Origin of the sequence: Oceanicola sp. 502str15 (assembly GCF_024105635.1) — a bacterium.
GTDB lineage: Bacteria > Pseudomonadota > Alphaproteobacteria > Rhodobacterales > Rhodobacteraceae > Vannielia.
Map to the genome: position 1 here is coordinate 2,489,343 of NZ_WYDQ01000001.1, position 23,958 is coordinate 2,513,300.

Annotated in this window: 22 protein-coding genes; 7 read left to right on the forward strand and 15 right to left on the reverse strand. The window is 66.9% G+C overall.

What is annotated here, in order from left to right; all coding sequences use genetic code 11:
* Positions 1–23: 23 nt before the first annotated feature.
* Genes GTH22_RS12025 through GTH22_RS12035 form a run of 3 tightly spaced genes read right to left on the reverse strand, consistent with a single transcriptional unit; the run spans position 24 to position 3,903 of the window.
* Entirely contained in the window at positions 24–1,037 is a 1,014-nt protein-coding gene (locus GTH22_RS12025; RefSeq protein WP_252945469.1) for an ABC transporter substrate-binding protein, read from the reverse strand.
* Positions 1,038–1,072: 35 nt separating this feature from the next.
* The gene (locus tag GTH22_RS12030; protein WP_252945470.1) at positions 1,073–2,788 is read right to left on the reverse strand and encodes an iron ABC transporter permease; all 1,716 of its coding nucleotides are present in this window, start codon (positions 2,786–2,788) and stop codon (positions 1,073–1,075) included.
* Complete coding sequence (locus tag GTH22_RS12035; RefSeq protein WP_252945471.1) at positions 2,785–3,903, reverse strand: ATP-binding cassette domain-containing protein; 1,119 nt, start codon at positions 3,901–3,903, stop codon at positions 2,785–2,787. Before GTH22_RS12035 ends, GTH22_RS12030 begins: the two co-directional genes overlap by 4 nt.
* Positions 3,904–4,036: 133 nt before the next feature.
* On the opposite strand from GTH22_RS12035, the gene GTH22_RS12040 reads away from it, so the two are divergent.
* The gene (locus GTH22_RS12040) at positions 4,037–4,723 is read left to right on the forward strand and encodes a GntR family transcriptional regulator (protein WP_252947629.1); all 687 of its coding nucleotides are present in this window, start codon (positions 4,037–4,039) and stop codon (positions 4,721–4,723) included.
* Positions 4,724–5,060: 337 nt separating this feature from the next.
* Here the strand turns inward: GTH22_RS12040 and GTH22_RS12045 are convergent, their stop codons facing one another.
* Positions 5,061–5,537, reverse strand: a complete 477-nt coding sequence (locus GTH22_RS12045; RefSeq protein ID WP_252945472.1) for a MarR family winged helix-turn-helix transcriptional regulator — start codon at positions 5,535–5,537, stop codon at positions 5,061–5,063.
* Between the two features lie 260 nt (positions 5,538–5,797).
* On the opposite strand from GTH22_RS12045, the gene ectA reads away from it, so the two are divergent.
* The 4 genes from ectA to GTH22_RS12065 all read left to right on the forward strand — a co-directional run bounded on the left by ectA (position 5,798) and on the right by GTH22_RS12065 (position 9,515).
* Positions 5,798–6,289: a diaminobutyrate acetyltransferase gene (ectA, locus tag GTH22_RS12050; protein WP_252945473.1), complete on the forward strand. Its 492-nt coding sequence runs from the start codon at positions 5,798–5,800 to the stop codon at positions 6,287–6,289.
* Positions 6,290–6,352: 63 nt separating this feature from the next.
* Positions 6,353–7,645, forward strand: coding sequence for a diaminobutyrate--2-oxoglutarate transaminase (gene ectB, locus GTH22_RS12055; protein ID WP_252945474.1), 1,293 nt, complete (start codon positions 6,353–6,355; stop codon positions 7,643–7,645).
* Between the two features lie 4 nt (positions 7,646–7,649).
* Positions 7,650–8,042, forward strand: coding sequence for an ectoine synthase (locus GTH22_RS12060; RefSeq protein ID WP_252945475.1), 393 nt, complete (start codon positions 7,650–7,652; stop codon positions 8,040–8,042).
* A 36-nt stretch (positions 8,043–8,078) separates the two neighbouring features.
* On the forward strand, positions 8,079–9,515 hold the full coding sequence (locus GTH22_RS12065) for an aspartate kinase (RefSeq protein WP_371928344.1): 1,437 nt from the start codon (positions 8,079–8,081) through the stop codon (positions 9,513–9,515).
* A 117-nt stretch (positions 9,516–9,632) separates the two neighbouring features.
* Here the strand turns inward: GTH22_RS12065 and GTH22_RS22255 are convergent, their stop codons facing one another.
* The 9 genes from GTH22_RS22255 to GTH22_RS12110 form a co-directional block, all read right to left on the reverse strand.
* A complete protein-coding gene (locus tag GTH22_RS22255; RefSeq protein WP_252945477.1) occupies positions 9,633–10,736 on the reverse strand; it encodes a TonB family protein in 1,104 nt (367 codons plus the stop codon).
* Positions 10,733–11,113, reverse strand: a complete 381-nt coding sequence (locus GTH22_RS12075; protein WP_371928345.1) for an ExbD/TolR family protein — start codon at positions 11,111–11,113, stop codon at positions 10,733–10,735. The genes GTH22_RS22255 and GTH22_RS12075 overlap by 4 nt, the downstream gene beginning before the upstream one ends.
* Complete coding sequence (locus GTH22_RS12080) at positions 11,110–11,493, reverse strand: biopolymer transporter ExbD (RefSeq protein ID WP_252945478.1); 384 nt, start codon at positions 11,491–11,493, stop codon at positions 11,110–11,112. The genes GTH22_RS12075 and GTH22_RS12080 overlap by 4 nt, the downstream gene beginning before the upstream one ends.
* Positions 11,494–11,500: 7 nt before the next feature.
* Entirely contained in the window at positions 11,501–12,430 is a 930-nt protein-coding gene (locus tag GTH22_RS12085; RefSeq protein ID WP_252945479.1) for a MotA/TolQ/ExbB proton channel family protein, read from the reverse strand.
* A gap of 215 nt (positions 12,431–12,645) precedes the next feature.
* Complete coding sequence (locus GTH22_RS12090; protein ID WP_252945480.1) at positions 12,646–15,744, reverse strand: efflux RND transporter permease subunit; 3,099 nt, start codon at positions 15,742–15,744, stop codon at positions 12,646–12,648.
* A 3-nt stretch (positions 15,745–15,747) separates the two neighbouring features.
* Entirely contained in the window at positions 15,748–17,010 is a 1,263-nt protein-coding gene (locus tag GTH22_RS12095) for an efflux RND transporter periplasmic adaptor subunit (RefSeq protein WP_252945481.1), read from the reverse strand.
* 217 nt (positions 17,011–17,227) lie between these two features.
* A complete protein-coding gene (locus GTH22_RS12100) occupies positions 17,228–18,151 on the reverse strand; it encodes an ABC transporter substrate-binding protein (protein ID WP_252945482.1) in 924 nt (307 codons plus the stop codon).
* Positions 18,152–18,212: 61 nt separating this feature from the next.
* Entirely contained in the window at positions 18,213–19,217 is a 1,005-nt protein-coding gene (locus tag GTH22_RS12105) for an ABC transporter permease (protein WP_252945483.1), read from the reverse strand.
* A gap of 27 nt (positions 19,218–19,244) precedes the next feature.
* Positions 19,245–20,765 (reverse strand): sugar ABC transporter ATP-binding protein, encoded by a 1,521-nt coding sequence (locus tag GTH22_RS12110; protein WP_252945484.1) that lies wholly within the window; start codon positions 20,763–20,765, stop codon positions 19,245–19,247.
* A gap of 203 nt (positions 20,766–20,968) precedes the next feature.
* Here GTH22_RS12110 and GTH22_RS12115 point away from each other — a divergent pair, with 203 nt between their 5' ends.
* The gene (locus tag GTH22_RS12115; RefSeq protein WP_252945485.1) at positions 20,969–21,931 is read left to right on the forward strand and encodes an aldo/keto reductase; all 963 of its coding nucleotides are present in this window, start codon (positions 20,969–20,971) and stop codon (positions 21,929–21,931) included.
* Positions 21,932–21,939: 8 nt separating this feature from the next.
* Here the strand turns inward: GTH22_RS12115 and GTH22_RS12120 are convergent, their stop codons facing one another.
* Together GTH22_RS12120 and GTH22_RS12125 are read right to left on the reverse strand one after the other, a co-directional pair.
* Positions 21,940–22,269 (reverse strand): L-rhamnose mutarotase, encoded by a 330-nt coding sequence (locus GTH22_RS12120; protein ID WP_252945486.1) that lies wholly within the window; start codon positions 22,267–22,269, stop codon positions 21,940–21,942.
* A gap of 11 nt (positions 22,270–22,280) precedes the next feature.
* Complete coding sequence (locus GTH22_RS12125; RefSeq protein ID WP_252945487.1) at positions 22,281–23,108, reverse strand: amidohydrolase; 828 nt, start codon at positions 23,106–23,108, stop codon at positions 22,281–22,283.
* A 103-nt stretch (positions 23,109–23,211) separates the two neighbouring features.
* On the opposite strand from GTH22_RS12125, the gene kduD reads away from it, so the two are divergent.
* Entirely contained in the window at positions 23,212–23,946 is a 735-nt protein-coding gene (kduD, locus tag GTH22_RS12130) for a 2-dehydro-3-deoxy-D-gluconate 5-dehydrogenase KduD (protein ID WP_252945488.1), read from the forward strand.
* Positions 23,947–23,958 lie beyond the last annotated feature (12 nt).

Consider the following 23,958-nt stretch of genomic DNA (forward strand, 5'->3'; position numbering starts at 1 on the left):
AAGACCCGGCGGCGGGGAGGAACTCAGGACACGCCGAGCGCGGCAAAGATCTCGGGCTGCGCCGCCTTGACGGCGTCGAGGTCGATGTCGGTGATGGCGGGAGCCGGAAGCGTTCCGGGAAGCTCGCCCAGCGGCGAGGTGTTGTTGGAGTTATAAAGCGCCTGCCCTTCCTCCCCGAGGAGGAACGACATCAGCACCTTGGCCGCGTTAGGGTGCGGCGCGTCCTTGGAAATGCCGGCAAGCACCGAGGAGGCCACGGTGGGCTCGGGCATCGCCAGCTCGATCGGCGCGCCCTGCTCCTTGAGGGTTGGCAGCAGGTTGGGATAGGCGGGCGCGCAGATCGCCGAAGCGCCCGCGGCAACCTGCTGGGCGCCCAGCGTGGCGCTCTCCACCAGGCGCGGTTCCTGCGCGGCGAGCGCCTTCAGGTAGTCTTCGCCGAAGGCCTCGCGCAGGGCGTAGTAGAACACCGAGGTATAAAAGCCGTTGCGCGGATCGACCAGCGTGAGGCGGCCCTTCATCGACGGGTCGATCAGGCTCTGCCAGTCGGGCGCGCCCTCGACCTGCCCGGTGTTGTAGGCCAGCCCGTGCGGCAGGAGCTGGACCATATAGAAATTCTCGGTGCGGAACTGCTCGGGAAAGTCTGCGCTGTCGTCCAGCTCCGTGACCGGCGCGAGCCATCCCTTGGCGGAGGCGTCATTCATGAAGAAGCGGTCAGTCATGGCCAGGGCATCGGCCACCACGGCGCCCGCATCCGCCTCGCCGGCATAGCGCTGGCCCATCGCGCCGGAGGTGAGGCGCTGGTAGTCGAGGTCGATGCCATACTTGGCCTCGAACCCTTCGACGAAGGGCTGCGCGATGGTCTCGGGCACCACGCTGTAGAAGGTCACGGTGCCCTCTGCCTTGGCGGCGGCAATCACCTCGTCGGTCAGTGCGAAGGCACTGCGCGGCATCAGCGTGGCCGCACCGACGGCGGCAAGGCCTCCGGCCAGAACGCTGCGCCGGGTGGGCGATGCTGCTTTGGATTTCTTGTAGGTCATGTCAGGTCCTCCCTTGGTATGATCTTGATGTCCGGTCATTTGCCGATGCCTGCGAGCGTGCGGTTGGAGAGCCACAGGATCAGGGCAATGACGGTTGAGTTGATGATGGTGACGCCAATCGCCAGCGCCGCGACCTGGGGGAAACTTCCGTAGTTCCACAGGTCCATCAGCACCCGGCCGATCACCGGGGTCTGCGAGCCGGCGAGGATGGCCGAGGCCGTCACTTCGCCGGCAGTCTGGATGAAGATGATCGCCCACCCGGCCGCCAACCCCGGCGCGGCCAGCGGCAGCATGATGCGGAAGAAGATCCGCAGCCCGCTGGCCCCGCAGACACGTGCGGCTTCGCCAAGCTCCCGGCCGATCCCGGCGGCGGTGGCAATGGCCGTGCGCCCGGCGAAGGGCAGCGCCATCACCACGTAGGCCGCCAGCAGCACCAGCAGGCTGTTGCGCAGGTTGAAGGGCGGCAGGGCGAAGGCGATGAGAAAGCTCACGCCGATGACCGTGTGCGGAATGGTTGCCGGAATGGCGGTGAGTGTATCGGCGGCGCGGGCCTCGAACGAGCGGTTGAAGTGGCCGAAGAGCACGATGAAGCCGATCACCAGCATCGTCACAGTGGCAGTTATCGCCCCGAGCCCGAGGCTGTTCACAAGCGATTGGCTCACCGGACCGGATTGCAGGAAGGCCACCCGGTAGTTCTGAAGGCTCAGGACCGACCAGTTTATGTCGGGCGTCCAGAACGGCTGGAAGGAGACCAGAAGCAGGGCCAGCAGCGGCAAAAGGACGGTGATGGTCACGTAGGCCAGTACGAAGCCCCGCGCCAGCCAGCGCCAGCGGCCGAGCTGCTCCCGATTGACCCGAAAGCCGCGCCCGCCGATCCCGGCGCTGCGACCCTCACGGGAGAAATACCGCTGCCCGATGAGGAGAAGTTGCACCACCATCATCATCGCGAAGGCCAGCGCCAGCGCCAGTCCGGTATTGGGCGGGTAATGCTCCAAAAGGCGGAAGACATAGACTGAAAGCACGTCGATCCGCGCGCCGGTTCCGATGACGAAGGGCACCGAGAACAGGCCCAGCCCGGCGATGGTGCACATCACCACGGCCGCGCCGATGGCAGGCGCGATGGCCGGCAGCGTGACCCTGATGAAAGTCTTGAACGGGCTCGCACCGAAGACCCGTGCGGCCTCTTCGATCGAGGGGTCGATCCGGCGGAAGGCGGCGGAAAGGATCAGGTAGATATAGGGCACGAGGTAAAGACCGGTGAGCAGCACCAGACCGGCGAAGCTGTAAACTTCGATCGGCCCGGAGTTTGCCTCGAACCCCAGCGGCGCAAGGAGCTTGCGCAATGCGATGTTGAGAAAGCCCGCGTTGCTGTCGAGCAGGATGCCCCAGCCCATCACACCGGCCACGGGCGGCAGCAGGAGCGGAAAGAGCGGCATGAGCTGCCCGATCAGCGGCAGGCGGGCGTCTGTGCGCTCGTCGATCCAGGCCAGAAGGGCCGCCACGGCCAGCGCGACAATGGACGAGAGCACCACGACCATCGCGGTGTTTCGCAACATTGCGAGGATGGCGGCCCATGGCACGCTGCGCTCGCCTTCAGAGGTCACGCGGGTGGCCGCGTCGAACACCGTCATCCCCAGCGGGTAGACGATCAGCAGCGCGAGGGCCCCGAGCAGCAGCATCGAGATCACCCGGATCATGTCGGGCCCGCCGCGCTCGGGCGTACCCCCGGCAGGTGTGGTGGCGCCGCTCATGCCGCGGCTCGGTTTGCCGCGAAGACGCGCACGCGCTCGGGGTCCACACCGAAGGAGATGCGGTCGCCGGCCTGGTAGTTGGCATCGTCGGGAAGCGAGAGGGTCAAATCCTGATCCCCGACACGGAGGATCACATCCACCGAGGTTCCGAGGAAGATCGAGCGCTCGACGCTGCCCTCGATACGGTTGGCGGTGTCGGCGCCGGGCGCGCAGACATGGGGGCGGAACATCACAGTTGCGGGCTGACCGGGAGAAAGCGGCTCGGCGCAGCGGCCGAGGATCTCGCCGAGGCCGGTCGCGATACGGGCCATGTTGCCTTCGACTGCCACCACGGTGCCCGCCACCTCATTGGTCCGGCCCACGAAATCGGCAACGTAGCGCGATTGCGAATCCTGAAATATGCCGCGCCCACTGCCCTGCTGCGCCACGCACCCCTTGTTCATCACCACGATCCGGTCGCCCAGCACCATGGCCTCGTCCTGATCGTGGGTCACGAAGACCGCCGCAAAGCCGATCTCGCGCTGAAGCCGCACCAGTTCGTGGCGCAAGGTCTCGCGCACCTTTGCATCGAGGTTGGAAAGCGGCTCGTCGAAGAGCACCACATCCGCGCGCCCGACGATCGCGCGGGCAAGCGCCACCCGCTGCTGCTGACCGCCGCTGAGCTGCCCGACATAGGAGCGCCGAAAGTCGGCAAGGCCGACGGTTTCGAGCACTTCTGCAACGCGCTCGGCGATTTCGGCCTTGGCCACGCCCGCGCATTTCAGCGGGAAGGCGATGTTCTCTTCGACGTTGAGATGTGGCCAGAGCGCATAGGACTGGAACACCATGCTGAGGTTGCGCTTTTCCGGCGGTAGCCAGGTGCCGGTATCGCCGCAAAAGACAGTCCGCCCGCCGACGGCCACTTGCCCGGCTTGCGGGCGCTCCAGCCCCGCAATGCAGCGAAGAAGCGTGGTCTTGCCACACCCGGAGGGTCCGAGCAGCACGACGAATTCGCCCGCCCCAACCTCGAGACTGACGTCCTTTAGGCCAATGTGACCTGTGACGGGGTCCCCGTAGATCTTGGTCAGCCCCCGCACCTCAACGGTCGGCTTCCCCTGCGCAGTATTGGCGGTCACGTGCTCTCCTCCCTCTCTTGGTATATCTTGATATACGAAAACATTTTTGGGTCAACCAAGTTGTCTCGCGCCTCTCCATATGCCAGCTTCACGCTTGGTCTGGTTGTCGGGCCGAGGCAGCGCATTTTGAGTGATGGCAAGCAAATCCAACGACTTACTTAGCAAGACCGCCTACACGGAAATCCGAAACGCCCTCCGTGACGGCTCAATTCGGCCCGGAGACCGCATTCGTGAACGCGAGTTGTCCGACACTCTTGGCCTCGGACGTACGCCGATTCGAGAAGCGTTGAAGCGGCTGGAGTTCGAAGGCTTTCTCGCACATTCGCCCGAGACCGGTCTCGTCTACCGCAAGCTGACCCAGACCGACATTGTCGAGATCCATGCTGTGGTCGGCGTATTGCTCGGCCTCGCGGCCTCCGAAGCCGCGCGCAACGCCAACGACGCGGAAATTCACGCCATGCAAGAGCTCCTCGCGCACCTGAGCGCCAACGTCGAAAAGAGTGACAGCGAAGTGCTTCGCGCGGCCCATCGCCTGGATACAATGATCCTGGCCAGCGCTCGAAATCAGTTTCTGCTGGCCCAACTCGAACTCATCAGCGACCGCCTGGGCTTGCAGTCCACGGGTAAGTCCACCTTCACCCGGATTGAGCGCAGACAGGCATTCAAGGAGGACATGACTCGCACCGTCAACGCAATCTCCAACCGCGACGCCACTGGAGCGGAAAGGGCGGCGCGTGAGCGGAGTGAGCGTGGCTTGAGGGCCAGGCTTTCCATGGATTTCGAGGAAAGCGACCTGGGCGAGAACGCTGTCCAGTTCTGAACGCCTGCAAACGCGCGCGCTAATGATCCGAGGGCAACAATTTGGATCCCAAAGGTCAATCCACATGCCGCTCGCTTGGCCGAAGCAGAAGGTTCCTCACATCAGAGTCGTACCACCGCCCGCCCCTTAGCGTGAGGATCCCGCGCGCATTTTGCTCGCCCGCAATCGCCCAGGCGACACACGCCCTTCCACCGTATCTCCTCGACGCCTGAGCGCCCTGCCCTGCTTTCCGACCGGCTCACCGCGCCCGGGATGGCGCCCCGGCACACCGGCCTCCACACACTCCAGAGCCGCGCGGGAAACCGGGCGGCTTTTCCGTGCCGCCCCTGCGCGCCCCTCAGCTGGTTTCCCGAAACTCGCCGGTATCCAGCACGGGAGAGGCGTCGATATTCTCGGCGTCCAGCATCGCGGCCACGCGTTCCAGCGCGGCGATCAGCGAGGCTTGCTCCCAGTCTTCCAGCGCCGAAAACTTGCCCACGAAACGCTGCTGCAACGGGTTGGGCGCATCCTTGATCGCCTGCAGGCCCTTGGCGGTGGGTTCGATGTTGGTCTGCCGCCGGTCGGTCTGGGAGCGCTCGCGCACCACCATTTCCTGCCGCACCAGCTTGTCGACCAGCGATGTCACCGTGGCCTGCGTGATCCGCATCTGTTGCGCGATCTGGGTGGCGTTGCGCCGCCCGCTCTCGGCGACGATCTGCAACACGCGAAACTGCGCGGCAGACAGGCCCACCGACTGCGCCAGCTCATGGCCGAACCGGTCGGTCGCGCGGAGGATGCGGCGCAGGGCAATCAGGCTGGTGTCGATACGATCCATGGACGGATGCTGGCAGAACAAGAGAGCCGGATCAATGACGCGTCTGCACGCCCCCGGGCTCAAAACTTCGACTTTCAAAGTAACGAATCGCCGAAAAGCATGCAATACCGCCTTATTTTGCGGCGTTCATAGCGAATTCCGACTATCTTGGCCGTGCTTCTTGAAAGTGTCACATCGAGCTGTTACTTAGCCAGTCAAAGCAAAATGGAGGCATTGGCCAGATGCGGCACGCGTTGGAAATTTTCCGGAAGAACACCCCTATGCTACGGGAACCCGTGGCAGAGGACGGGGCGGATATCTGGGAGTTGGTGCGCGCCTGCAAACCGCTCGACGAAAACTCGATGTATTGCAATCTGATCCAATGCGATCATTTCAAGGACACCTGTGTCGTGGCCGAGCTCGACGGCGATGTCGTCGGCTGGGTCTCTGCCTATGTGCTGCCCAACGATCCCGAGACCCTGTTTGTCTGGCAGGTCGCCGTGTCGGCGAAGGCCCGCGGCACCGGGCTTGGCACCAAGATGCTGGGCTCGCTGCTCGAGCGCGAGGTCTGTGCCGGCGTGAAGCGCATGCAAACCACGATCACCGCCGACAACAAGGCGTCCTGGGCCCTGTTCCGCAAGTTCGCGACCAACATGGACGCGCCGCTTGATGCGCAGGCCCACTTCACCGAGACGCTGCACTTCCGCGAGCGTCACAGCACGGAACACATGGTCACGATCGACCTTGAAGAGCAGATGCGCGACGTGGCCTGACACCGGCCGCGTCCCGAAGTGGCGTCTGCTGCTCCGAATTCCCTGATCCGAAGAGGAAACCCTATGTCGACTGATACGTCAGCGAACACATCCGTATTTCAACGCCGTGAATCCGAAGCCCGCAGCTACTGCCGGGGCTTCGATGCGGTTTTCACCAAGGCAACCGGCTCGGAAGTGACCGACGCCGAGGGCCGCAGCTACATCGACTTTCTCGCCGGCTGCTCGTCGCTCAACTACGGCCACAACGACGCCGACATGAAAGCGGCGCTGATCGACCACATCAGCCGCGATGGCCTGGCCCACGGGCTCGACCTGCACACCGATGCCAAGGCGGGCTTCCTGTCGGCCTTCGAAGAGCACATCCTCCAGCCGCGTGACATGGACCACAAGGTCATGTTCACCGGCCCGACCGGCGCCAATGCCGTCGAGGCGGCGATGAAGCTGGCCCGCAAGGTGACGGGGCGGACCAATATCGTGTCGTTCACCAACGGCTTTCACGGCGTCACCATGGGCGCGCTCGCCGCAACCGGCAACGGCTACCACCGCGGCGGCGCAGGCGCCGACCTCAGCGGCGTGACCCGGATGCCCTACGACGGCTACCTGCCCGGCACCGGCGACACCGCCGACTACCTCGAGGCCATGCTGTCCGACGGCTCCAGCGGCGTCGATGCGCCGGCCGCGATCCTGCTCGAAACCGTGCAGGGCGAAGGCGGGCTCAACGTGGCCAGCAAGGCCTGGGTCAAGCGCGTGGCCGATCTTGCCAAGAAGCACGGCGCGCTGCTGATCGTCGACGACATCCAGGCGGGCTGCGGCCGCACCGGCACCTTCTTCTCCTTCGAGGAGATGGGCGTGACCCCTGACATCGTCACCATGGCCAAGTCGATCTCCGGCTTCGGCCTGCCGATGGCGCTCATGCTCGTGCGCCCCGAATACGACATCTTCGGCCCGGCCGAGCACAACGGCACCTTCCGGGGCAACACCCACGCCTTCGTCACCGCCAAGGTGGCGATCGAGAAGTTCTGGGCCGATCCCGCCTTCCAGACCGAGCTGGCCGAAAAGACCCAACTCATCCAGGAGCGGCTCACCGAACTGGCCGAGCTCGTTCCGGGCGCCAAGCTCAAGGGGCGCGGGTTGATGCAGGGCGTCGACGTCGGCTCGGGCGAGCTGGCGGGCGCGATCTGCGGCCGTGCCTTCAAGGGCGGCCTGATCATCGAGACCTCGGGCAACGAGGATCACGTGGTCAAGGTTCTGGCCCCGATCACCACATCCAAGGAAACCTTCACCAAAGGCTTCGACATCCTCCTGGACGCGGCGCGCGACGTGCTGTCGGGTCCGTCGAAAATTGCAGCGGAGTAACACCATGATTGTCAGAGATTTCAACAACATCATCGCCAGCGACAGCGACCGCGTCGTATCCGACGCGCAGTGGTCCTCGGTGCGGATGCTCCTTGCCAGCGACGGCATGGGCTTTTCGTTCCACATCACCACGCTCGACGCCGGGTCCGAGCACACCTTCGAGTACAAGAACCACTTCGAAAGCGTCTACTGCATGCGCGGCACCGGCTCGATCACCGACCTTGCCACCGGCGAGACCCACCCGATCAAGCCCGGTGTCATGTATGCGCTGAACGAGCACGATCATCACACCCTGCGCGCCGAAGAAGAGCTTGTCATGGCCTGTGTCTTCAACCCACCCGTCACCGGGCAGGAGATTCATCAGGAAGACGGCTCCTACGCGCTCCCCGCCGATTGACAAGAGGCCCCGGCCCCCGCGCCGGGTGAAAAACCTGTGAGTTTTCCCGAACATACCGTCGAAAAAATCGGCGGCACATCAATGAGCAAGCTGGGCTGGCTCACCGATACCCTCATCATCGGTGACCGCGACGCAGCCGATCTGTACCACCGGATCTTCGTGGTGTCCGCCTTTGGCGGCATCACCAACCTGCTGCTGGAGCACAAGAAGACCGGCGAGCCCGGCGTCTATGCCCTATTTGCCAATGATGACGACGATCACTCCTGGCTCGGGGCCCTTGGCCGCGTCGCCACGGCCATGTCCGAGGCGCATAATGCCGTGCTCGACGATGCCGCCGACCGGTCCATGGCAGAAGACTTCGTGCGCGAGCGGATCGAAGGCGCGCGCACCGTGCTGTTCGACCTGCGCCGGCTCTGCTCCTACGGGCATTTCCGGCTGGCGTCGCACATGCAGATCGTGCGCGAGCTGCTCTCCGGTCTGGGCGAGGCGCATTCGGCCTTCGTCGCCACCCTGCTGCTTCAGCGCAAGGGCGTGAACGCACGGTTCATCGACCTCTCCGGCTGGCGCGACGACTCCGACAGCAACCTTGTCGAGCGCATCGCAGGCGGGCTCGAAAGCGTTGACCTGACCCGCGAAATGCCCATCGTCACCGGCTATGCCCAGTGCCGCGAGGGGCTGATGCAGGAGTATGACCGGGGCTATTCCGAGGTTACCTTTTCCTCGATCGCCGCCTTCACCGGCGCGACCGAGGCGATCATCCACAAGGAATTCCACCTCTCCTCCGCCGATCCCCGGCTGGTGGGCGAGGCGGCGGCCTGCAAGCTCGGCCACACCAACTACGACGTGGCCGACCAGCTCTCGAACATGGGCATGGAAGCGATCCACCCCAACGCGGCCAAGACGCTGCGGCAGGCGAATATCTCGCTGCGGGTGACAAATGCCTTCGACCCCCGCGATCCCGGCACGCTGATCGACGAGGCGCCCGCCGAGTCCCCCGCGGTCGAAATCATCACCGGCCTCAACGTCGTCGCGCTCGAACTCTTCGAGCAGGACATGGTCGGCGTGAAGGGCTACGACGCCCGTGCGCTCGAAGCGCTGCAACGCCACAGCGTGCGGATCGTGTCCAAGACCTCCAACGCCAACACCATCACCCATTACGTCGACGCCCCGCTGAAATCGGTGCGCCGCGTGGTCGCCGAGCTGGAAAAGACCTACCCCTCCGCGCAGATCAACGTGCGCAGCATGGCCATGGTGGCCGCGATCGGCCGCGATCTGAGCGGCCTGAAGGCCTTCAGCCGCGGCCTCACCGCGCTGGAAACCGCGGATGTCGAGGTGATCGCCGCCCACCAATCCTCGCGCAACGTCGATATCCAGTTCGCCGTGGCGCGTGACGATGCAGACCGCGCGATCAACGTGCTGCACCGCGCCCTCGTTGCCTCGCGCCTGCACGAGCTCGTCGACAAGGTCGCCTAGGCCCGCGCCCGCCGCCCGGCTGCCCGTCGGCCAAGGCGCGCAGGACAGAACAGGATCAGCCCCGTGCCGACCATCGGCGCGGGGCTAGTCATTTGCGCAAACGCGGCGCGCCTCGTCTCAGTTGAAATCCATCGGCAGGTTGAACGATTGCGACCCGCCGCCAAGCTGCTGTGGCGCGCGCGGCATCCGCCCTGCGCTCCGCACCGCCTGGATGGCAGCCTTGTCGATCCGCGGGTTACCCGACGAGCGCACCAGCCCAAGCCCCGTCACCTGCCCCGACGCCGCCACGGTGATGCGCAGCACCACCCGCCCACGCCCGCCCGGCGAGCGCTTGCGGCGCTCGATCCGCGAGCGGATCTGGGCGCCCCACTGGCTCATCAGGCTCTGCTTCTGGCTTGCCGAGATCTTCTTGGGTCCGGCATTGCGCGCCTCCCCGGCCTGAGACGAGCCACCCGACCCGGCCGACTTTGCCCCGGCCCGCGCCTGCGAGGTTTCCTGCGCCGGCTTTGCCGCCTGCTTCGGGGCTTGCTGGGCCTGTTGTTTTCTCGGCTGGGTCCGGGCGGGGGCCTGCGGCTCGGGCCTCGGGGCCTCGGCCACCGGTAGCTCGGGGCGCTCGGGCATCTTTCGCGGGCGCACCGAGCGGAGCGGCGCGGTCTGCGGCGCCTGCGGCTCGGCATTCGCGGTGTCGATCTCGGGCGCGACCGGGGCCTCCTGCGCCGGCTGAGTCAGCGGCGTGGCAGGCCGGGCGGGCACCGAGGGGCGCATGGTTTCGGGCAGCGCCGCCGTCTCGGGCAGCGCGGCAGAGGGCAGCTGCACCGGCGCGAGCGCGGCAGGCGCGGTATCCACATTGGCGGCCACCGGGCTGGCCTGCAGCACCGGGGCGGTGTCGAGCTCCGGCGTGGCCTCCGCGCTTTCTGGGGCCACGGGGGTGGGCAGCGCCGTGGGGGGCAACGCATCGGGCTGGCTGGCCATATCGGGCGGCGTCACCTCCGGGTCGACCGGCTCGGGCGCGGCCTGCTCCACCGGCGCCTCCACCTCGGGGGGCCGGTCCCAGTCCTGCACCATGGCGGCCATGGCCTCGCTCGCCGGCACCAGCGAAACCTCGCTCTCCCCGCCCTCGCCGCCTGTCATCGACCCGGCCTCGGGCGCAGGGAGCGCAAAGGCGATGGCAATGTGCAGCAGCGCGGCCACGCCGACAAATATCGGAAATTCCGCCTTCACTGCGGCACCGCCACCAGCTCGACCCGGGGCACCCCGGCGGCCGCGAGCTGCTTGAGCACCGCCGCCACCTCCGAGGCCTTGGCCCGCCCGTCCGCCCGCAGCTGCGCCACCTCGCCCGCCACCGCCACGAAGGCCGCCAGCGCGGCCTCGCCCCGCACCTCCTCGAAGGCCAGGGTGCCATCGGCCCCGATGTAGAGCGTGGCCGGGCGGCGCTCTGCCTCATCGCCCTGCGCCACCGGCGGCTCCACCTCGATCGGCTCGGGCGGGGTGAGGCTGGAGGTCATCAGGAAGAAGATCAGCAGCAGGAAAACAACGTTGATCATCGGCACCACCGACTCGGCGGGCTGACGGCGCGGCGTGGAGGAAAAATCCATCATTCGACCAGCACCAATCCGGTGTAGCCCGCCGCCCGCAGCGCCTCGGCCACGCTTACCACCCGTTGCAGGCTGGCCTCGTCGCGGCCGCGCAGAATGATCGTGTCGCCCGGCGCCTCGACCAGCTCCGCCAGCGCCCCCGCCAGCGCCGCCTCGCCGGTTTCCACCCCGTTCAGCCGCAGCCCCTCGGGCGAGATATCCACCAGCCGCGGCGGCCCCGCATAGGCCTCGCCGCCGCCGCTGCCCGCCAAGGGCATCGGCAGCATGACCTCGGTACCGAAGCGCGAGGCCAGCATGAAGAAGACCAGCAGCAGGAAGACCACGTCGATCAGCGGGGTCAGGCTGGGCCTGCGCGGCCTTCGCGGGGCGTCGAACAGGATCATCGGGCGCTCACTCCGCCGCCTGCGCCAGTTTCGACTTCGGCGGAACCTCCTGCACAAAGAGCCGGGCGGCGATGTCTTCCATGTCCTCGCGCACGCCGTCGCGGATCGACTCGAACCACGTGAGCGCGATAGAGGCCGGGATCGCCACCGCCATGCCCGCCGCCGTGGTCAGCAGCGCCTCCCAGATGCCGCCTGCCAGCAGGGCCGGATCGGCGCGGTTGCCCGCTTCCTGAAGGGTCTGGAAGGCGTCGATCATGCCCAGCACGGTGCCGAGCAGGCCGAGCAGCGGGGCGATGGTGGCGATGAGTTCCAGCACCCGCAGCCCGCCCGACAGCCGGGAGAGTTCGCGCTTGGCCACGCGGGACACTTCCTCGCGCGCGCTTTCCTCTTCCAGCGTGAGGCGGGCCTGCATGGCGGCATGGGTCATCCGGCTGCGCACGCCGCGCCGCTGTGCGAGGGCCTGAAGGGCCGCATCGCGCTGCCCGCCGACCCATGTGTCGACCGCGCTGAAAGAGGCCTTGCGCGACCATGCGCCCGCCACCGAGTAGCGCCAGATCTTCCACAGGATCAGCGCCAGCGTCAGCACCGAAAGCGCCGCAATCGCCCAGATCGCCGGGCCGCCCTGCCAGAGAAACTCGGCCATCTGCTGCACCGGGGTCAGCGCGGGCTCGGGCGCGATCTCGGGCACCGGGTCAGCCGTGGACGTGGCCTCGGTCGCCAAGGGCTCCGTCGAATCGGATGGCACCGCCACGCCCGCATCGGCACCGCTTTCCGCCTGCGGCGCGGCAGGGGCCTCGGGGGCCTCCATCGGAATGCCCGGAGCCTCGCTGGTGACCGCCCCCGGCGTCCCGCCGCTCTGCGCCAGCGCCGCCGGCGCCAGGGCTGCCACGGCCAATGCCGTCAAAATCGAGCGCATGGCCCTTCCGCCAAAGGTCATCGGCCTTCATCCCTTCTTGCCCGGCCCTGGCGCACCTCCCCTGCTCCAATGCCGCCATATGTTCTGCGCCCGCGGGCCCGGCAGCTCTGCCGGGCCCGCGCCGCGCGCGTCCAGTTGAAGCCCAAAAGGCCCCCGCACGTCCAGAGCGCAAGCCCGGACGGTGCCTTGCGGCAAATCCTGACTATAAAACTCAGAAATGTCCATCCCCTCCGGGATCAGCCCTTCAGCTTGCCGGGCGAGAACCTGCGCACCAGCACGTAGAAGGCCGGAACCACGAAGATGCCGAGGAAGGTCGCCGCGGTCATCCCGCCCAGAACCCCGATGCCGATGGCGTTCTGCGCCTGTGCCCCCGCGCCGGTGGCCAGCGCCAGCGGCAGCACCCCGAGCATGAAGGCGAGCGAGGTCATCAGGATCGGCCGCAACCGCATCCGCGCCGCCTCGATCGCCGCCGCCACGGTGCTGCGCCCGGCCACCTCCAGATCGCGGGCGAACTCCACGATCAGGATCGCGTTCTTCGCCGCAAGCCCGATGGTGGTGAGAATGCCGACCTTGAAATACACGTCATTCGTCTGCCCGAAGAGCAGCGCGAAGGCGAGCGCCCCGGCAATGCCCACCGGCACGGCGAGCATCACGGCAAAGGGGATCGACCAACTCTCGTAGAGCGCCGCCAGCGACAGGAAGACCACAAGCGCCGACAGCGCATAGAGCCACGGTGCCTGGCTGCCCGACTGCTGCTCCTGAAAGCTCAGCCCGGTCCAGGCCACGCCATAGCCCCCGTCCAGCCCCTCGGCCAGCTCGGCAATCGCGTCCATCGCCTCGCCCGAGGAGGTGCCGCTGCCCGGCGAGCCGGAGATCGAAATGGCCGATGTGCCATCCATCCGCGCCAGCGACGGGGTGGAGGACACCCACTTGGTGGTGATGAAGCTGGCAAAGCTCACCATCTCGCCCGAGGCGTTGATCGCATACCAGTCTTCCACGTTCTCCGGCTGCATCCTGTACTCGGCGGAGGCCTGCACGATCACCGGCTTGAGGTTGCCGTTCATGTTGAAGTCGTTGACGTTGGAGCCCGAGAAGATCGTCGACAGGATCGCGTTCACCGCCGTGACCGACACGCCGAAGCTCTCCGCCTTCTGCTGGTCGATCTCCAGCCGCAGCACGGCCTCGCTGTCGGTGCCCCGCGCCTGCACGTTGCTCAACCGGCTGTGTTGCCCGGCGATGGTTTCCAGCTCCTCGGCGGCGGCGCGCAGCGCGTCGTTGCCGGTGTTGCCGTAGTCCACCAGATACATCGAGAAGCCCGAGGTATTGCCCAGCCCCTGGATCGCCGGAGGCTGCACGAACAGCACGCGCCCGGCGCGGTTGTTGCCGAACTTCGCCGTCGCCCGCCCGATCAGCGCCGAGGCCGACAGGTCGTCGCCCGGGCGCTCGTCGAACTCTTTCAGCTTCACGAAGATCATCGCCACGTTCTGCCCCGAGCCGTTGAACCCGAAGCCGAGCGAGGCAAAGGTGCTGTCGACCGTCGCGGTCTCTTCGGTCAGCAGGTAGTCTTCGATCTCGCCCACCACCTGTGCTGTCTGGGCCGTGGTGGTCCCTTCCGAGAGGTTGACCATCACCATCATCACGCCCTGGTCTTCCTGCGGCAGGAAGGACGAAGGCAGCCGCGAATAGGTCGCGCCCGCCGCGGCAATAACCGCCGCGAGGATGAGCACCGCCAGCAGCGGCACCTTCGCCAGCCCTTTCACCGTGCCGGCATAGCCGTTGGTCAGCCGCTCGAACCCGGCGTTGAACCAGCGCGCCGGCGCAAAGCCCGCGCCATGGCCCGCACGCTTCAGCATCGAAGCGGTGAGCGCCGGGGTGAGGATGAGGGCCACTAGCGCCGAGAGCACCATGGCCGAGATGATGGTGACCGAGAACTGCCGGTAGATCACCCCGGTCGAGCCGCCGAAGAAGGCCATCGGCAGGAACACCGCCGAAAGCACCAGCGCAATCCCGATCAGGGCGCCGGTGATCTGGCCCATGCTCTTTTCGGTGGCGGGCAGCGGGTCCAGCCCGTCCTGCTCCATCACCCGCTCCACGTTCTCCACCACCACGATGGCGTCATCCACCAGCAGGCCGATGGCCAGCACCATGGCAAACATCGTCAGCGTGTTGATCGAAAAGCCAAGGGCCGCCAGCACCGCGAAGGTGCCCGCCAGCACCACCGGCACGGCGAGGATCGGGATGATCGTGGCGCGCCAGTTCTGCAGGAAGATGAGGATCACGATGAAGACGAGGCCAATGGCCTCCGCCAGCGTGTGATAGACCTTCTCGATCGAAAGCTCGACGAAGGGCGAGGTGTCGTAGGCGGTTTCAAAGTGCACGCCCTCGGGCAGCGAGGCCTCCAGTTCGGCCAGCGTCTGGCGCACGGCCTCGGCGGTGTCCACGGCATTGGCCCCGGTGGCGAGGTTCACCCCGAAGCCCGAGGCATTGGCCCCGTTGAACTGCGCATCCCCGCCGTAGCTCTCCTGCCCGATCTCGATCTTCGCCACGTCACCCAAGAACACCTGCCCGCCGTCCTCCGCCGATTTCAGCAGGATGTTCTCGAACTCCGCAACCGAGGTGAGCTGGCTCTGGGCGGTGATCGTGGCGGTGAACTGCTGGCCCTCCACCACCGGCAGAGCCCCCAGCGAGCCGACCGAAACCGTGGTGTTCTGGGCCGAGATCGCACTGGTGATGTCCGAAGGGGTGAGCTGGTATTCCGCAAGGCTCAGCGGGTCGAGCCAGACCCGCAGCGCATAGCCCGAGCCGAAGCTGTTGATCGAGCCCACGCCCTCGGTGCGCTGCACCGGCCCCGAAACCCGGGTGTCCATCAGGTCGCCCAGCTCCACGGTCGAGTAGCGCCCGTCGTCCGACACCAGCGCCCCCACCATCAGGATCGACGAGGTCGAGCGGGTCACACGCACGCCCGAGCTCTGCACCGTATCGGGCAACTGGCCCTCCACCTGGCTGACCTTCGATTGCACGTTGTTCTGGGCGTCCACCGGGTCGACGCTCTCGTCGAACACCAGCGAAATCGACGAGGAGCCCTCGCGCGAGGTGCTCTCCATATAGAGCACGCCCTCCAGCCCTGTCATCGAATCCTCGATCACCGAGGTCACCGAGTTTTCAACCGCCGAAGCCGTGGCCCCGGAGTAGCTGGCCGACACCCGCACGGTCGTGGGGGCGATATCGGGGTATTGCGACACCGCAAGCTGCGTGAAGGCAAAGGCCCCGGCCAGCATGGTGACGATGGCAAGCACCCAGGCGAAGACCGGGCGATGAATGAAGAACTGTGCCATCCGTCATTCGCCCCCGGCCGGAGTTTCTGCCGCATCGGAGGCCGCATCGCCCTCCGCCCCGGCTGCATCGGGCGCGGCGTCTTCCACCACCCCCGTGGCGCTGATCGTCACCGGCACCGTCGCAATCTCGGCCCCGTCCGACAGGTTGTTCAGCCCGTCGAGGATCACCATGTCGCCCGCCACCACGCCCGAGGTCACGACCCATGCGTTCTCATAGGTGCCCGCGGTTTCCAGCAGCACTTGGCTGGCCTTGCCGTCGACGGCCAGAAACACCGTCAGCGTCCCGTCCGACTGCCGCGTGGTCGCCCGCTGCGGCACCAGAACCGCCCTGCGCGAACCGATCACGATCTCCGTGCGCAAAAACTGCCCGGGCAGAATGCGCCGCGCGTCATTGGCAAACTCGAAGCGCAGATCGACGGAGCCGGTGGTGGTCGAAACATTGACCCCCGGCGTTACCAGCCGCCCGGTGCTCTCGTAGGTGGTGCCGCTCTCCAGCGTCAGCTTCACCCCGAGCTGGTCGCCGGGCTGCAAGGCGCCGCTGTCGATCAGCTCGCGCACCCGCCCGATGCGGGCCGAGCTTTCGGCCACGTCCACGTAGATCGGGTCAAGCTGGGTCACGGTGGCCAGCGCCTCGGTCTGGTTCGCGGTCACGATCGCCCCGACCGAAACCGAGGCCACCGAGGTGATCCCCGCAATCGGGCTCTTCATTTCGGTGCGGTCCATGTCGAGCTGCGCCGTCTGCACGGCGGCCTCGGCGCTCTTCAGCGCCGCTTCGGCAGAGGCCACATTGGCCCGCGCCGTCTGCACCTCCGATACCGTGGCCCCCACGCCTTCAAGCCGCTCGTAACGCTCCACCGTGGCGCGGGCGGTGCTCAGGCCCGCCTCGGCGCTGGCCTTCTGGGCCTCGGCGGCGGCCAGCGCGGCCTCGTAGCTGTCGGGCTCCAGCCGGAACAGCGGCGCGCCAACCTCCACCGGGCGGCCCGGCTCGTAGAGGATCTCTTCCACCATGCCGCCCACCCGCGGGCGTATCTCGGTTTCGGCGCTCGCCACGGCCCGGCCCGGCAGCGTCACCGAATAGGGCACATCCGCCTCTTCCAGCGCCATCACCCCCACCTGCGTCGGCCCGCGCGACCCGCCGCCCGGCGGCATCCCCTGGGCATGGGCAAGGGCGATGCTCGCCAGCAGGATCAGGGCAGCCAGCGCGGCAGCAAGGAACACCGAGGGGCGGCGGGCGCCCCTGGCGTGGGGAAATTCGGAAGCGGACATGAGAACTCCAGTCGGGCGGAAATACGTGTATCTGCGCATGGAACGCCGCAGCGCAGCAAGTCCGTCGCTCGGAAGGGAGAATTGTGCGCTGGCGCAGGGTGCCATCGGGCAAGTCCCTGCCATGGCGCGTGTTTTTCCCGCGCCCGAAAGCAAAGGCCCTCCCCCGCGCCAGGCGGGAGAGGGCCGTTGTCAGGTCCGGATCAGGCCGGATCAGGGTTCAGTCGTAAAGGACGGCGGCAACCTCGGGGCTGTCCATGTTGTCCTTGTCGTACCAGTAGAAGCCGGTGTCGATGACCTCGGGCAGCTCTTCGCCCTTCATCGCCTTGGCCAGCGAGTCCACCACGCATTCGCCAATGCCCACCGGGTTCTGGGTGATCGAGCCGCGCAGGGTGCCATCCATGATCGCATCCTTCTGGCTCTTGCCGGAGTCAAAGCCCACGCCCACGATATCGGCGCCGGTCTCCTTCAGCGCCACCGCAAGGCCAATCGCCGCGCCCTCGTTGGAGGCAAAGATGCCCTTGAGGTCGGGGTTGGCCTGCAGCATCGCCTTGGCCGTCTCCGTCGCCTTCAGCGCATCGTTGGCATATTGCACATCGACGATCTCGATGTTCGGATAGGCCGCCTCGATCTGGTTGAGGAAGCCATCGCGCCGACCGATGCCGGTGGCCGAGGTCTGGTCGTGGATGATGGCGGCCACCTTGCCTTCGCCACCAATCGCATCGGCCAGCCCGTCCGCACCCGCGGCGGCGGCGGCCATGTTGTCGGTGGTGCAGGTGGTCAGCGGCAGGTCGGACTCAACACCCGAGTCGAAGGCCACGATGGGAATGCCCGCATCGGCCGCCTTGCGCAGCGCCGGCACCTGGGCCTGGCTGTCGAGCGCGGCAAAGCCGAGGCCCTGCGGCTTCTTGGCGATGGCGGCGTTCAGAATGTCGGTCTGCTTGTCGATCTCGGCCTCGGTGTTGGGGCCTTCGAAGGTGATCGACACGCCATTACGCTCGGCCGCCGACTCGGCGCCCGCTTTCACCGCCTGCCAGAACTGGTGGCTGAAGCCCTTGGCGATGATCGGAAAGTAGGTGTCTTGCGCCATGGCGGGGCCAGCCAGCATGGTGGCCGCGCCGAGGGCTGCAATCAGTTTCTTCATGGTGGTTTCCTCCCAGATAACCTTTGTTTCACTTCGATAGGCGCGCCTTGCGCCCTGCCCGTCAGCTCTTCTTGCGGAGCATGATATCCACGTAGACGGCGGCAATGATGATGACGCCGGTGATGACGATCTTCCATTCTTCCTGCACCCCCATGACGCGCAGGCCATTGGTGAGCACAGACATGATGAACGCGCCAATGATGGTGCCCAGCACCGTGCCCCGCCCGCCCGAAAGCGAGGTGCCCCCGATGACGGCGGCGGCGATGGCATCGAGTTCGTAGCCGAGGCCCAACGCTGGCTGTGCCGAGTTGAGGCGGGACGAAATCAGCAGGCCCGCAACGCCGCAGATCATGCCGCTGACGCCGTAGGTCACGATCTTCCAGAGGTCGACGTTGACGCCCGAAAGCCGCGCCGCCTCCTCGTTGGAACCCAGCGAAAAGATGTAGCGGCCAAGGATCGTGCGGGTCAGCACGATGGACGAGATGATGGCGACCCCGAACATGATGAACACGCCGTTCGGAATTTCGAGCCCCGGGATCAGCAGCGTGATCGAGCTTTCCGAGGCGAGGTAATAGTAACTCGGCGTGTCGTTGAAGTAGATCGGCTTGGCCCCCGAGAACACCAGCGCAAGGCCCCGCGCAATCTGCATCATCCCCAGCGTGGCGATGAAGGGCGGGATCTTCAGCTTGGCGATGCACCCGCCCGAGATCGAGCCCATGAAGCCGCCGAACAGGATCGCGCCGGCAATCCCGAAGGGCAGCGGCAGCCCGAGGTTGGTCAGGATCAGCCCGGCCACAACCGCCGTCAGCGTCATCAGCGTGCCGACCGACAGGTCGATCCCGCCGGTGATGATCACGAAGGTCACCGCCACGCCGAGCACGCCGTTTACCGCCGTGGCCTGCATGATGTTCACCATGTTCGACCATTGCGCAAAGTTCGGCGCGAAGATCGAGAAGAAGCCGAGCAGCAGGATCAGCACCACGAAGGCCACGGCCTTCTGCAATGTCCCCACGGCGATGAACCCCCTGCGTGCGTCCTCGGCAGGTGTGGCGGTGGCGTCTGTCATCTGGTGGTGTCCCCTCTCATGCCGTTCTCACGCGGCGCTTTCGTGGCGTTCGGTGGCCAGCGTCATGATGTCTTCCTGGCTGGCGGTGCGGCCATCGAGCTCGCCGGTGATCCGGCCCTCGCACATCACCAGAATGCGCTGTGACAGGCGCAGCACCTCCTCCAGCTCCGAGGAGATGACGATGATCGCCTTGCCCTGTGCCGCGAGGTCTTCGAGCAGGGTATAGATCTCGGCCTTGGCCCCCACGTCGATGCCCCGCGTCGGCTCGTCGAAAATGAGGATGTCGCAATCGCGCAGCAGCCACTTGGCGATGACCACCTTCTGCTGGTTGCCCCCCGAGAGCAGGCGGGTTTCCTGCTCCACGGTCGGGGTCTTCACCTTCAGCTTGGCCACGTAGTCCTTCGCCACCTGCGTCAGCGCCCGGTCACGCATGAAGAAGCGGCCCTTCACGAAGCGTTTCCACGAGGCCATGGTGATGTTGTCGCCCACGCTCATGCCGGTCACGAGGCCAAACTGCTTCCGGTCCTCGGAGAGATAGGCAATGCCGTTCTCCACCGCGTCCTTCGGGCTCCTGATCTGCCGGGGGGCGCCGTGCACGTGGACGGTGCCGCTGTCGATCGGGTCGGCGCCGAAGATCGCGCGGGCCACCTCGGTGCGCCCCGCGCCCATCAGCCCGGCAAACCCGAGGATCTCGCCCTTCCTGAGCGAGAAGCTCACGTCCTGCACCATCCGCCCGTGGTTCAGCCCCTCCACCCGCAGCACCTCCTCGGCCTGCGCCTCGCCCTCGGCCCGGTGCTGCCCGGCAAGCTCGCGGCCCACCATGAGCTGGATCACCTGCTCGATCGAGGTTTCGGCGGCAGGCAGCATGTCGATGTATTCGCCGTCGCGCATCACCAGAATGCGGTCGGCAATGCGCTTCACCTCGGCCATCTTGTGGGTGATGTAGATGATCCCCACGCCCTGCGCCTTCAGGTCTTCGACGATGGCGATCAGGTGCTCCACCTCCACCTCGTTGAGCGCCGAGGTCGGCTCGTCCATCACCAGCACGCGGGCGTTGAAGCTGAGCGCCTTGGCAATCTCCACCAGCTGCTGGCGGGCCACCGTCAGCTCGCCCACCTCCTGCCCGGGGTCGATATTCACCTTCATGCGGGCAAAGATGGCGGCGGCATCGGCCCTCATCTTCGCCTCGTCCACGAACATTCCCATCCCCTTGCGCGGCTCGCGCCCGATGTAGATGTTCTGCGCCGCCGTCAGGTGGTTCATCAGGAACAGCTCCTGATGGATGATCGAAATGCCGAGTTCCTGCGCCGCCGTCGGCCCCGGCACCGTGACCTTGCGGCCATCCACACGGATCTCGCCCTCGTCGGGCTGATACACGCCGGTCAGGATCTTCATCAGGGTGGATTTGCCCGCGCCGTTCTCGCCCATCAGGGCCACAACCTCGCCGGGCCGCAGATCGAGCCGCGCCTCGTGCAGCGCGCGAACCCCCGGAAACGACTTGCCGATTCCGGTCAGCTCCACGATGGGCGCAGACCCCGTCCGATCCATTGCAATCCTCCCGTTGCGCCGGTCTTTTCTGCGGCGGGTCTCCTCCTCAAGAGCCGCGCCACGGGACTGGTCGCGCTAACACTGTTGCTTTTCCGCGCGTCCAAGCAAAGGGGTTTTTTCAATTTCTTTCCCCCGCGCGGCGCCTCGCCCTGTCCGCGCCCGCCCGGCTCGGCTACAACGGGCGAACCGCAAGGGAGGACGCGATGACACAGGCGAGTCTGGGCAAGGACGGCCCCGCAATCAGCCCGATCTGCTTTGGCACATCGGCCCTGGGCGACATGCCCGACACCTACGGATACGAGGTCAGCGAAGAGCGCGCCGCCCAGACCCTGAGCGCCATATTCGACGGCCCCTGCAATTTTCTGGACACCTCCCGCATCTACGGCTTCGGCCGGTCCGAGGCGCGCATCGGCGCGGCCATCGCGGCGCGTGGCGGGCTGCCCGAGGGCTTCGTGCTGGCCACCAAGCTCGACCGCGACGCCGAGACCGGCCGCTTCGATGCCGCCCGCGTCCGCCAGTCGGTCGAGGAGAGCCTCGAGGCGCTCGGCGTGAGCCACATCGACTTGCTGCACCTCCACGACCCCGAGCACGCCCGCGACCTCGAAGAGATCACCGCGCCGGGCGGCGCGCTCGACGAAATGTTCAAGCTGCGCGACGAGGGCATCGCCGGCAAGGTGGGCCTCGCCATGGGCCGGGTCGACATGATGTTTCCGCTGGTCCGGGAGCGCCCCTTCGACGCGATCCTCAGCCACAACCGCTTCTCGCTGCTCAACCGCGCCGCCGACGAGATGTTCAGCTGGGCGCATGAGGCCGGGATCTGCGTGCTCAACGCCGCGCCCTACGCCGGCGGGGTACTGGCCAAGGGCTCGTCGCAGATGAAGCAGATCACCTACCAGAAGGCCGACGAGGCCGCGCTGGCCCCGGTCCGCGCGATCGAGGAGGTCTGCTCCCGCCATCAGGTGCCCGTGGGCGCGGTGGCGCTGCAATTCTCGCTGCGCGACCCGCGCATCGCCTCCACCGTCATCGGCGTCTCCAGCCCCGAGCGGGTGGCCCAAACCGTGGGCTGGGCCGAATGGGAGGTGCCGCCGCAGGTCTGGGCCGAACTCGAGGCGCTGGGCTACTCCACCGAAGACCCGGAGGCCAACCGCGACTATCGCCCGGGCTGAGGCGCGCCTCAGGGCAGGTAGAACACCTGCTCCATCCCGGCCCACCACTCGCCCTCCTCCCGGCTCTCCAGCGGCCGCTGCATCGGGCCGCAGACCGCCCACCACTCCCGCGTCACCGGGTCGGCGGCGATGGCCTCCATGTCGGCCTCGAAATCCTCGCCGACATACTCCCAGTAGCCAAACATCAGGTTCTCCGGCTCGCGCAGGAAGATCGAGTAGTTGGTCACGTTCGACGCCTTGATCCGCGCCGCCACCTGCGGCCAGATCTCAGCATGAACGCGCTTGTATTCGGCAATCTGTTCGGGCGCGATGCCGATCACGAAGCCCATCCTCTGCATCCCGCTCTCCCTCACGTCTCCAACCCGTAGAACCGCCGCGCCGTGCCGCCAAAGACCTCGGCCCGCTCGCGCTCCGATAGCCCGCGCGTCAGCGCCTGTGCCGCACCAAACCAGCCTTCGTAGTCGCCCACCAGCTCCAGCACCGGCCAGTCGCTGCCCCACATCACCCGATCCGGGCCAAAGACCTTCAGCACATGCCCCGCCACCTCGCGCAGCCCCTCGGCGCTCCAGCCCGGGCCGTATTCGGTGGCCAGCCCCGAGAGCTTGCAGACCACATGGCGATGCGCCGCAAGCCGGCTCATCCCCTCGCGCCACGCAGGCCCCGGATCGCTGCCCTCGAACACGGGCTTGGCGCAATGGTCGATCACCACCGGCAGCTCGGGCACCTGCGCCACGAACTGCGCCAGCATCGGCAGGTGGCGCGGCGTCACCAGCGCGTCAAACCGCAGGCCGGCGCGGGCCACCAGCCGCAACCCCTCCACCACCGCGGGGCGCAGCAGCCACTCGGTATCCTCGATATCCTGCAACATCGGGCGCAGGCTCTTCAGCGCCGGGTGGGAGATGCGGGCAAGCTGCCCCGGCACGTCGCCCTCGAGGTCGATCCAGCCGACCACGCACTGCACCAGCGGGCTGTCATCGGCCAACGCCAACAGGTATTCGGTTTCCGCCACGGTCGGCGCCGCCTGCACCAGCACCGTGCCGCCTACCCCGCAGGCCGCGGCCATGGGGGCAAGCTGCTCGGGGCCGTAATCCCTGCGGATCGCGGCCACGCTCTCGTCCATCCAGCCGTAATCGCCCCGGCCGATCTGCCAGAAATGCTGATGTGCGTCGATAATCATCGCGGCCCTCCCCTGCGCCACGTTTTCCGCCCGGCGCGGTGCTGTCAACCGGCGTTGCCATTCGCCGGGCAGGTGGCCATGGTGCGCCCGGACGGAGGACAGGATGCACGACAGATTTTCGCTCGAAGGCCGCAAGGCGCTCGTCACCGGCGCCAATGCCGGCATCGGTCAGGCCATTGCCGTGGGGCTGGCCCGCGTCGGGGCCCATGTCACCTGCGCCGGGCGGCGCAGCTGCGCCGAAACCCTCGCGATGATCGGCGGCGGGGCCGACGAGATGCTGCTCGATTTCGCCGACCCGATGGCCGCCCGCAATGTGTTCGCAGGCGCGGGCTACGACGTGCTGGTCAACAACGCCGGCATCATCCGCCGCGCCGATGCGGTGGAGTTCACCGAGGCCGATTGGGACGCGGTGATGGACGTGAACCTCAAGGCGCTGTTCTTCACCTGCCAGTCCTTCGCCAAGGCGGCGCTGGCCGAAGAGCGGCCCGCCAAGATCATCAACATCGCCTCGCTGCTGAGCTTTCAGGGCGGCATCCGCGTGCCTTCCTACACCGCCGCCAAGCATGGGGTGGCGGGGCTGACCAAGCTCATGGCCAACGAATGGGCGGCGCGGCGGGTGAACGTGAATGCCATCGCGCCGGGCTACATCGAGACCGCCAACACCGAGGCCCTTCGCGCCGACACCGCCCGCAACGCCGCCATCCTCGAGCGCATCCCCGCAGGCCGCTGGGGCCAGCCCGAGGACATCGCCGATACCGCCGTCTTCCTCGCCGCCCCGGCCTCCGATTACCTGCACGGCGCGGTCATCAACGTCGACGGCGGATGGCTCGCCCGGTAACGTCTGAACAGG

What these genes read in the sequence shown, in the direction of transcription:
- GTH22_RS12025 (WP_252945469.1), bottom strand. Translation starts at nt 1,037, where the DNA reads ATGACCTACAAGAAATCCAAAGCAGCATCGCCCACCCGGCGCAGCGTT.
- GTH22_RS12030 (WP_252945470.1), bottom strand. Translation starts at nt 2,788, where the DNA reads ATGAGCGGCGCCACCACACCTGCCGGGGGTACGCCCGAGCGCGGCGGG.
- GTH22_RS12040 (WP_252947629.1), top strand. Translation starts at nt 4,037, where the DNA reads ATGGCAAGCAAATCCAACGACTTACTTAGCAAGACCGCCTACACGGAA.
- GTH22_RS12045 (WP_252945472.1), bottom strand. Translation starts at nt 5,537, where the DNA reads ATGGATCGTATCGACACCAGCCTGATTGCCCTGCGCCGCATCCTCCGC.
- ectA (WP_252945473.1), top strand. Translation starts at nt 5,798, where the DNA reads ATGCTACGGGAACCCGTGGCAGAGGACGGGGCGGATATCTGGGAGTTG.
- ectB (WP_252945474.1), top strand. Translation starts at nt 6,353, where the DNA reads ATGTCGACTGATACGTCAGCGAACACATCCGTATTTCAACGCCGTGAA.
- GTH22_RS12060 (WP_252945475.1), top strand. Translation starts at nt 7,650, where the DNA reads ATGATTGTCAGAGATTTCAACAACATCATCGCCAGCGACAGCGACCGC.
- GTH22_RS12075 (WP_371928345.1), bottom strand. Translation starts at nt 11,113, where the DNA reads ATGATGGATTTTTCCTCCACGCCGCGCCGTCAGCCCGCCGAGTCGGTG.
- GTH22_RS12080 (WP_252945478.1), bottom strand. Translation starts at nt 11,493, where the DNA reads ATGATCCTGTTCGACGCCCCGCGAAGGCCGCGCAGGCCCAGCCTGACC.
- GTH22_RS12085 (WP_252945479.1), bottom strand. Translation starts at nt 12,430, where the DNA reads ATGACCTTTGGCGGAAGGGCCATGCGCTCGATTTTGACGGCATTGGCC.
- GTH22_RS12090 (WP_252945480.1), bottom strand. Translation starts at nt 15,744, where the DNA reads ATGGCACAGTTCTTCATTCATCGCCCGGTCTTCGCCTGGGTGCTTGCC.
- GTH22_RS12095 (WP_252945481.1), bottom strand. Translation starts at nt 17,010, where the DNA reads ATGTCCGCTTCCGAATTTCCCCACGCCAGGGGCGCCCGCCGCCCCTCG.
- GTH22_RS12100 (WP_252945482.1), bottom strand. Translation starts at nt 18,151, where the DNA reads ATGAAGAAACTGATTGCAGCCCTCGGCGCGGCCACCATGCTGGCTGGC.
- GTH22_RS12105 (WP_252945483.1), bottom strand. Translation starts at nt 19,217, where the DNA reads ATGACAGACGCCACCGCCACACCTGCCGAGGACGCACGCAGGGGGTTC.
- GTH22_RS12110 (WP_252945484.1), bottom strand. Translation starts at nt 20,765, where the DNA reads ATGGATCGGACGGGGTCTGCGCCCATCGTGGAGCTGACCGGAATCGGC.
- GTH22_RS12115 (WP_252945485.1), top strand. Translation starts at nt 20,969, where the DNA reads ATGACACAGGCGAGTCTGGGCAAGGACGGCCCCGCAATCAGCCCGATC.
- GTH22_RS12120 (WP_252945486.1), bottom strand. Translation starts at nt 22,269, where the DNA reads ATGCAGAGGATGGGCTTCGTGATCGGCATCGCGCCCGAACAGATTGCC.
- GTH22_RS12125 (WP_252945487.1), bottom strand. Translation starts at nt 23,108, where the DNA reads ATGATTATCGACGCACATCAGCATTTCTGGCAGATCGGCCGGGGCGAT.
- kduD (WP_252945488.1), top strand. Translation starts at nt 23,212, where the DNA reads ATGCACGACAGATTTTCGCTCGAAGGCCGCAAGGCGCTCGTCACCGGC.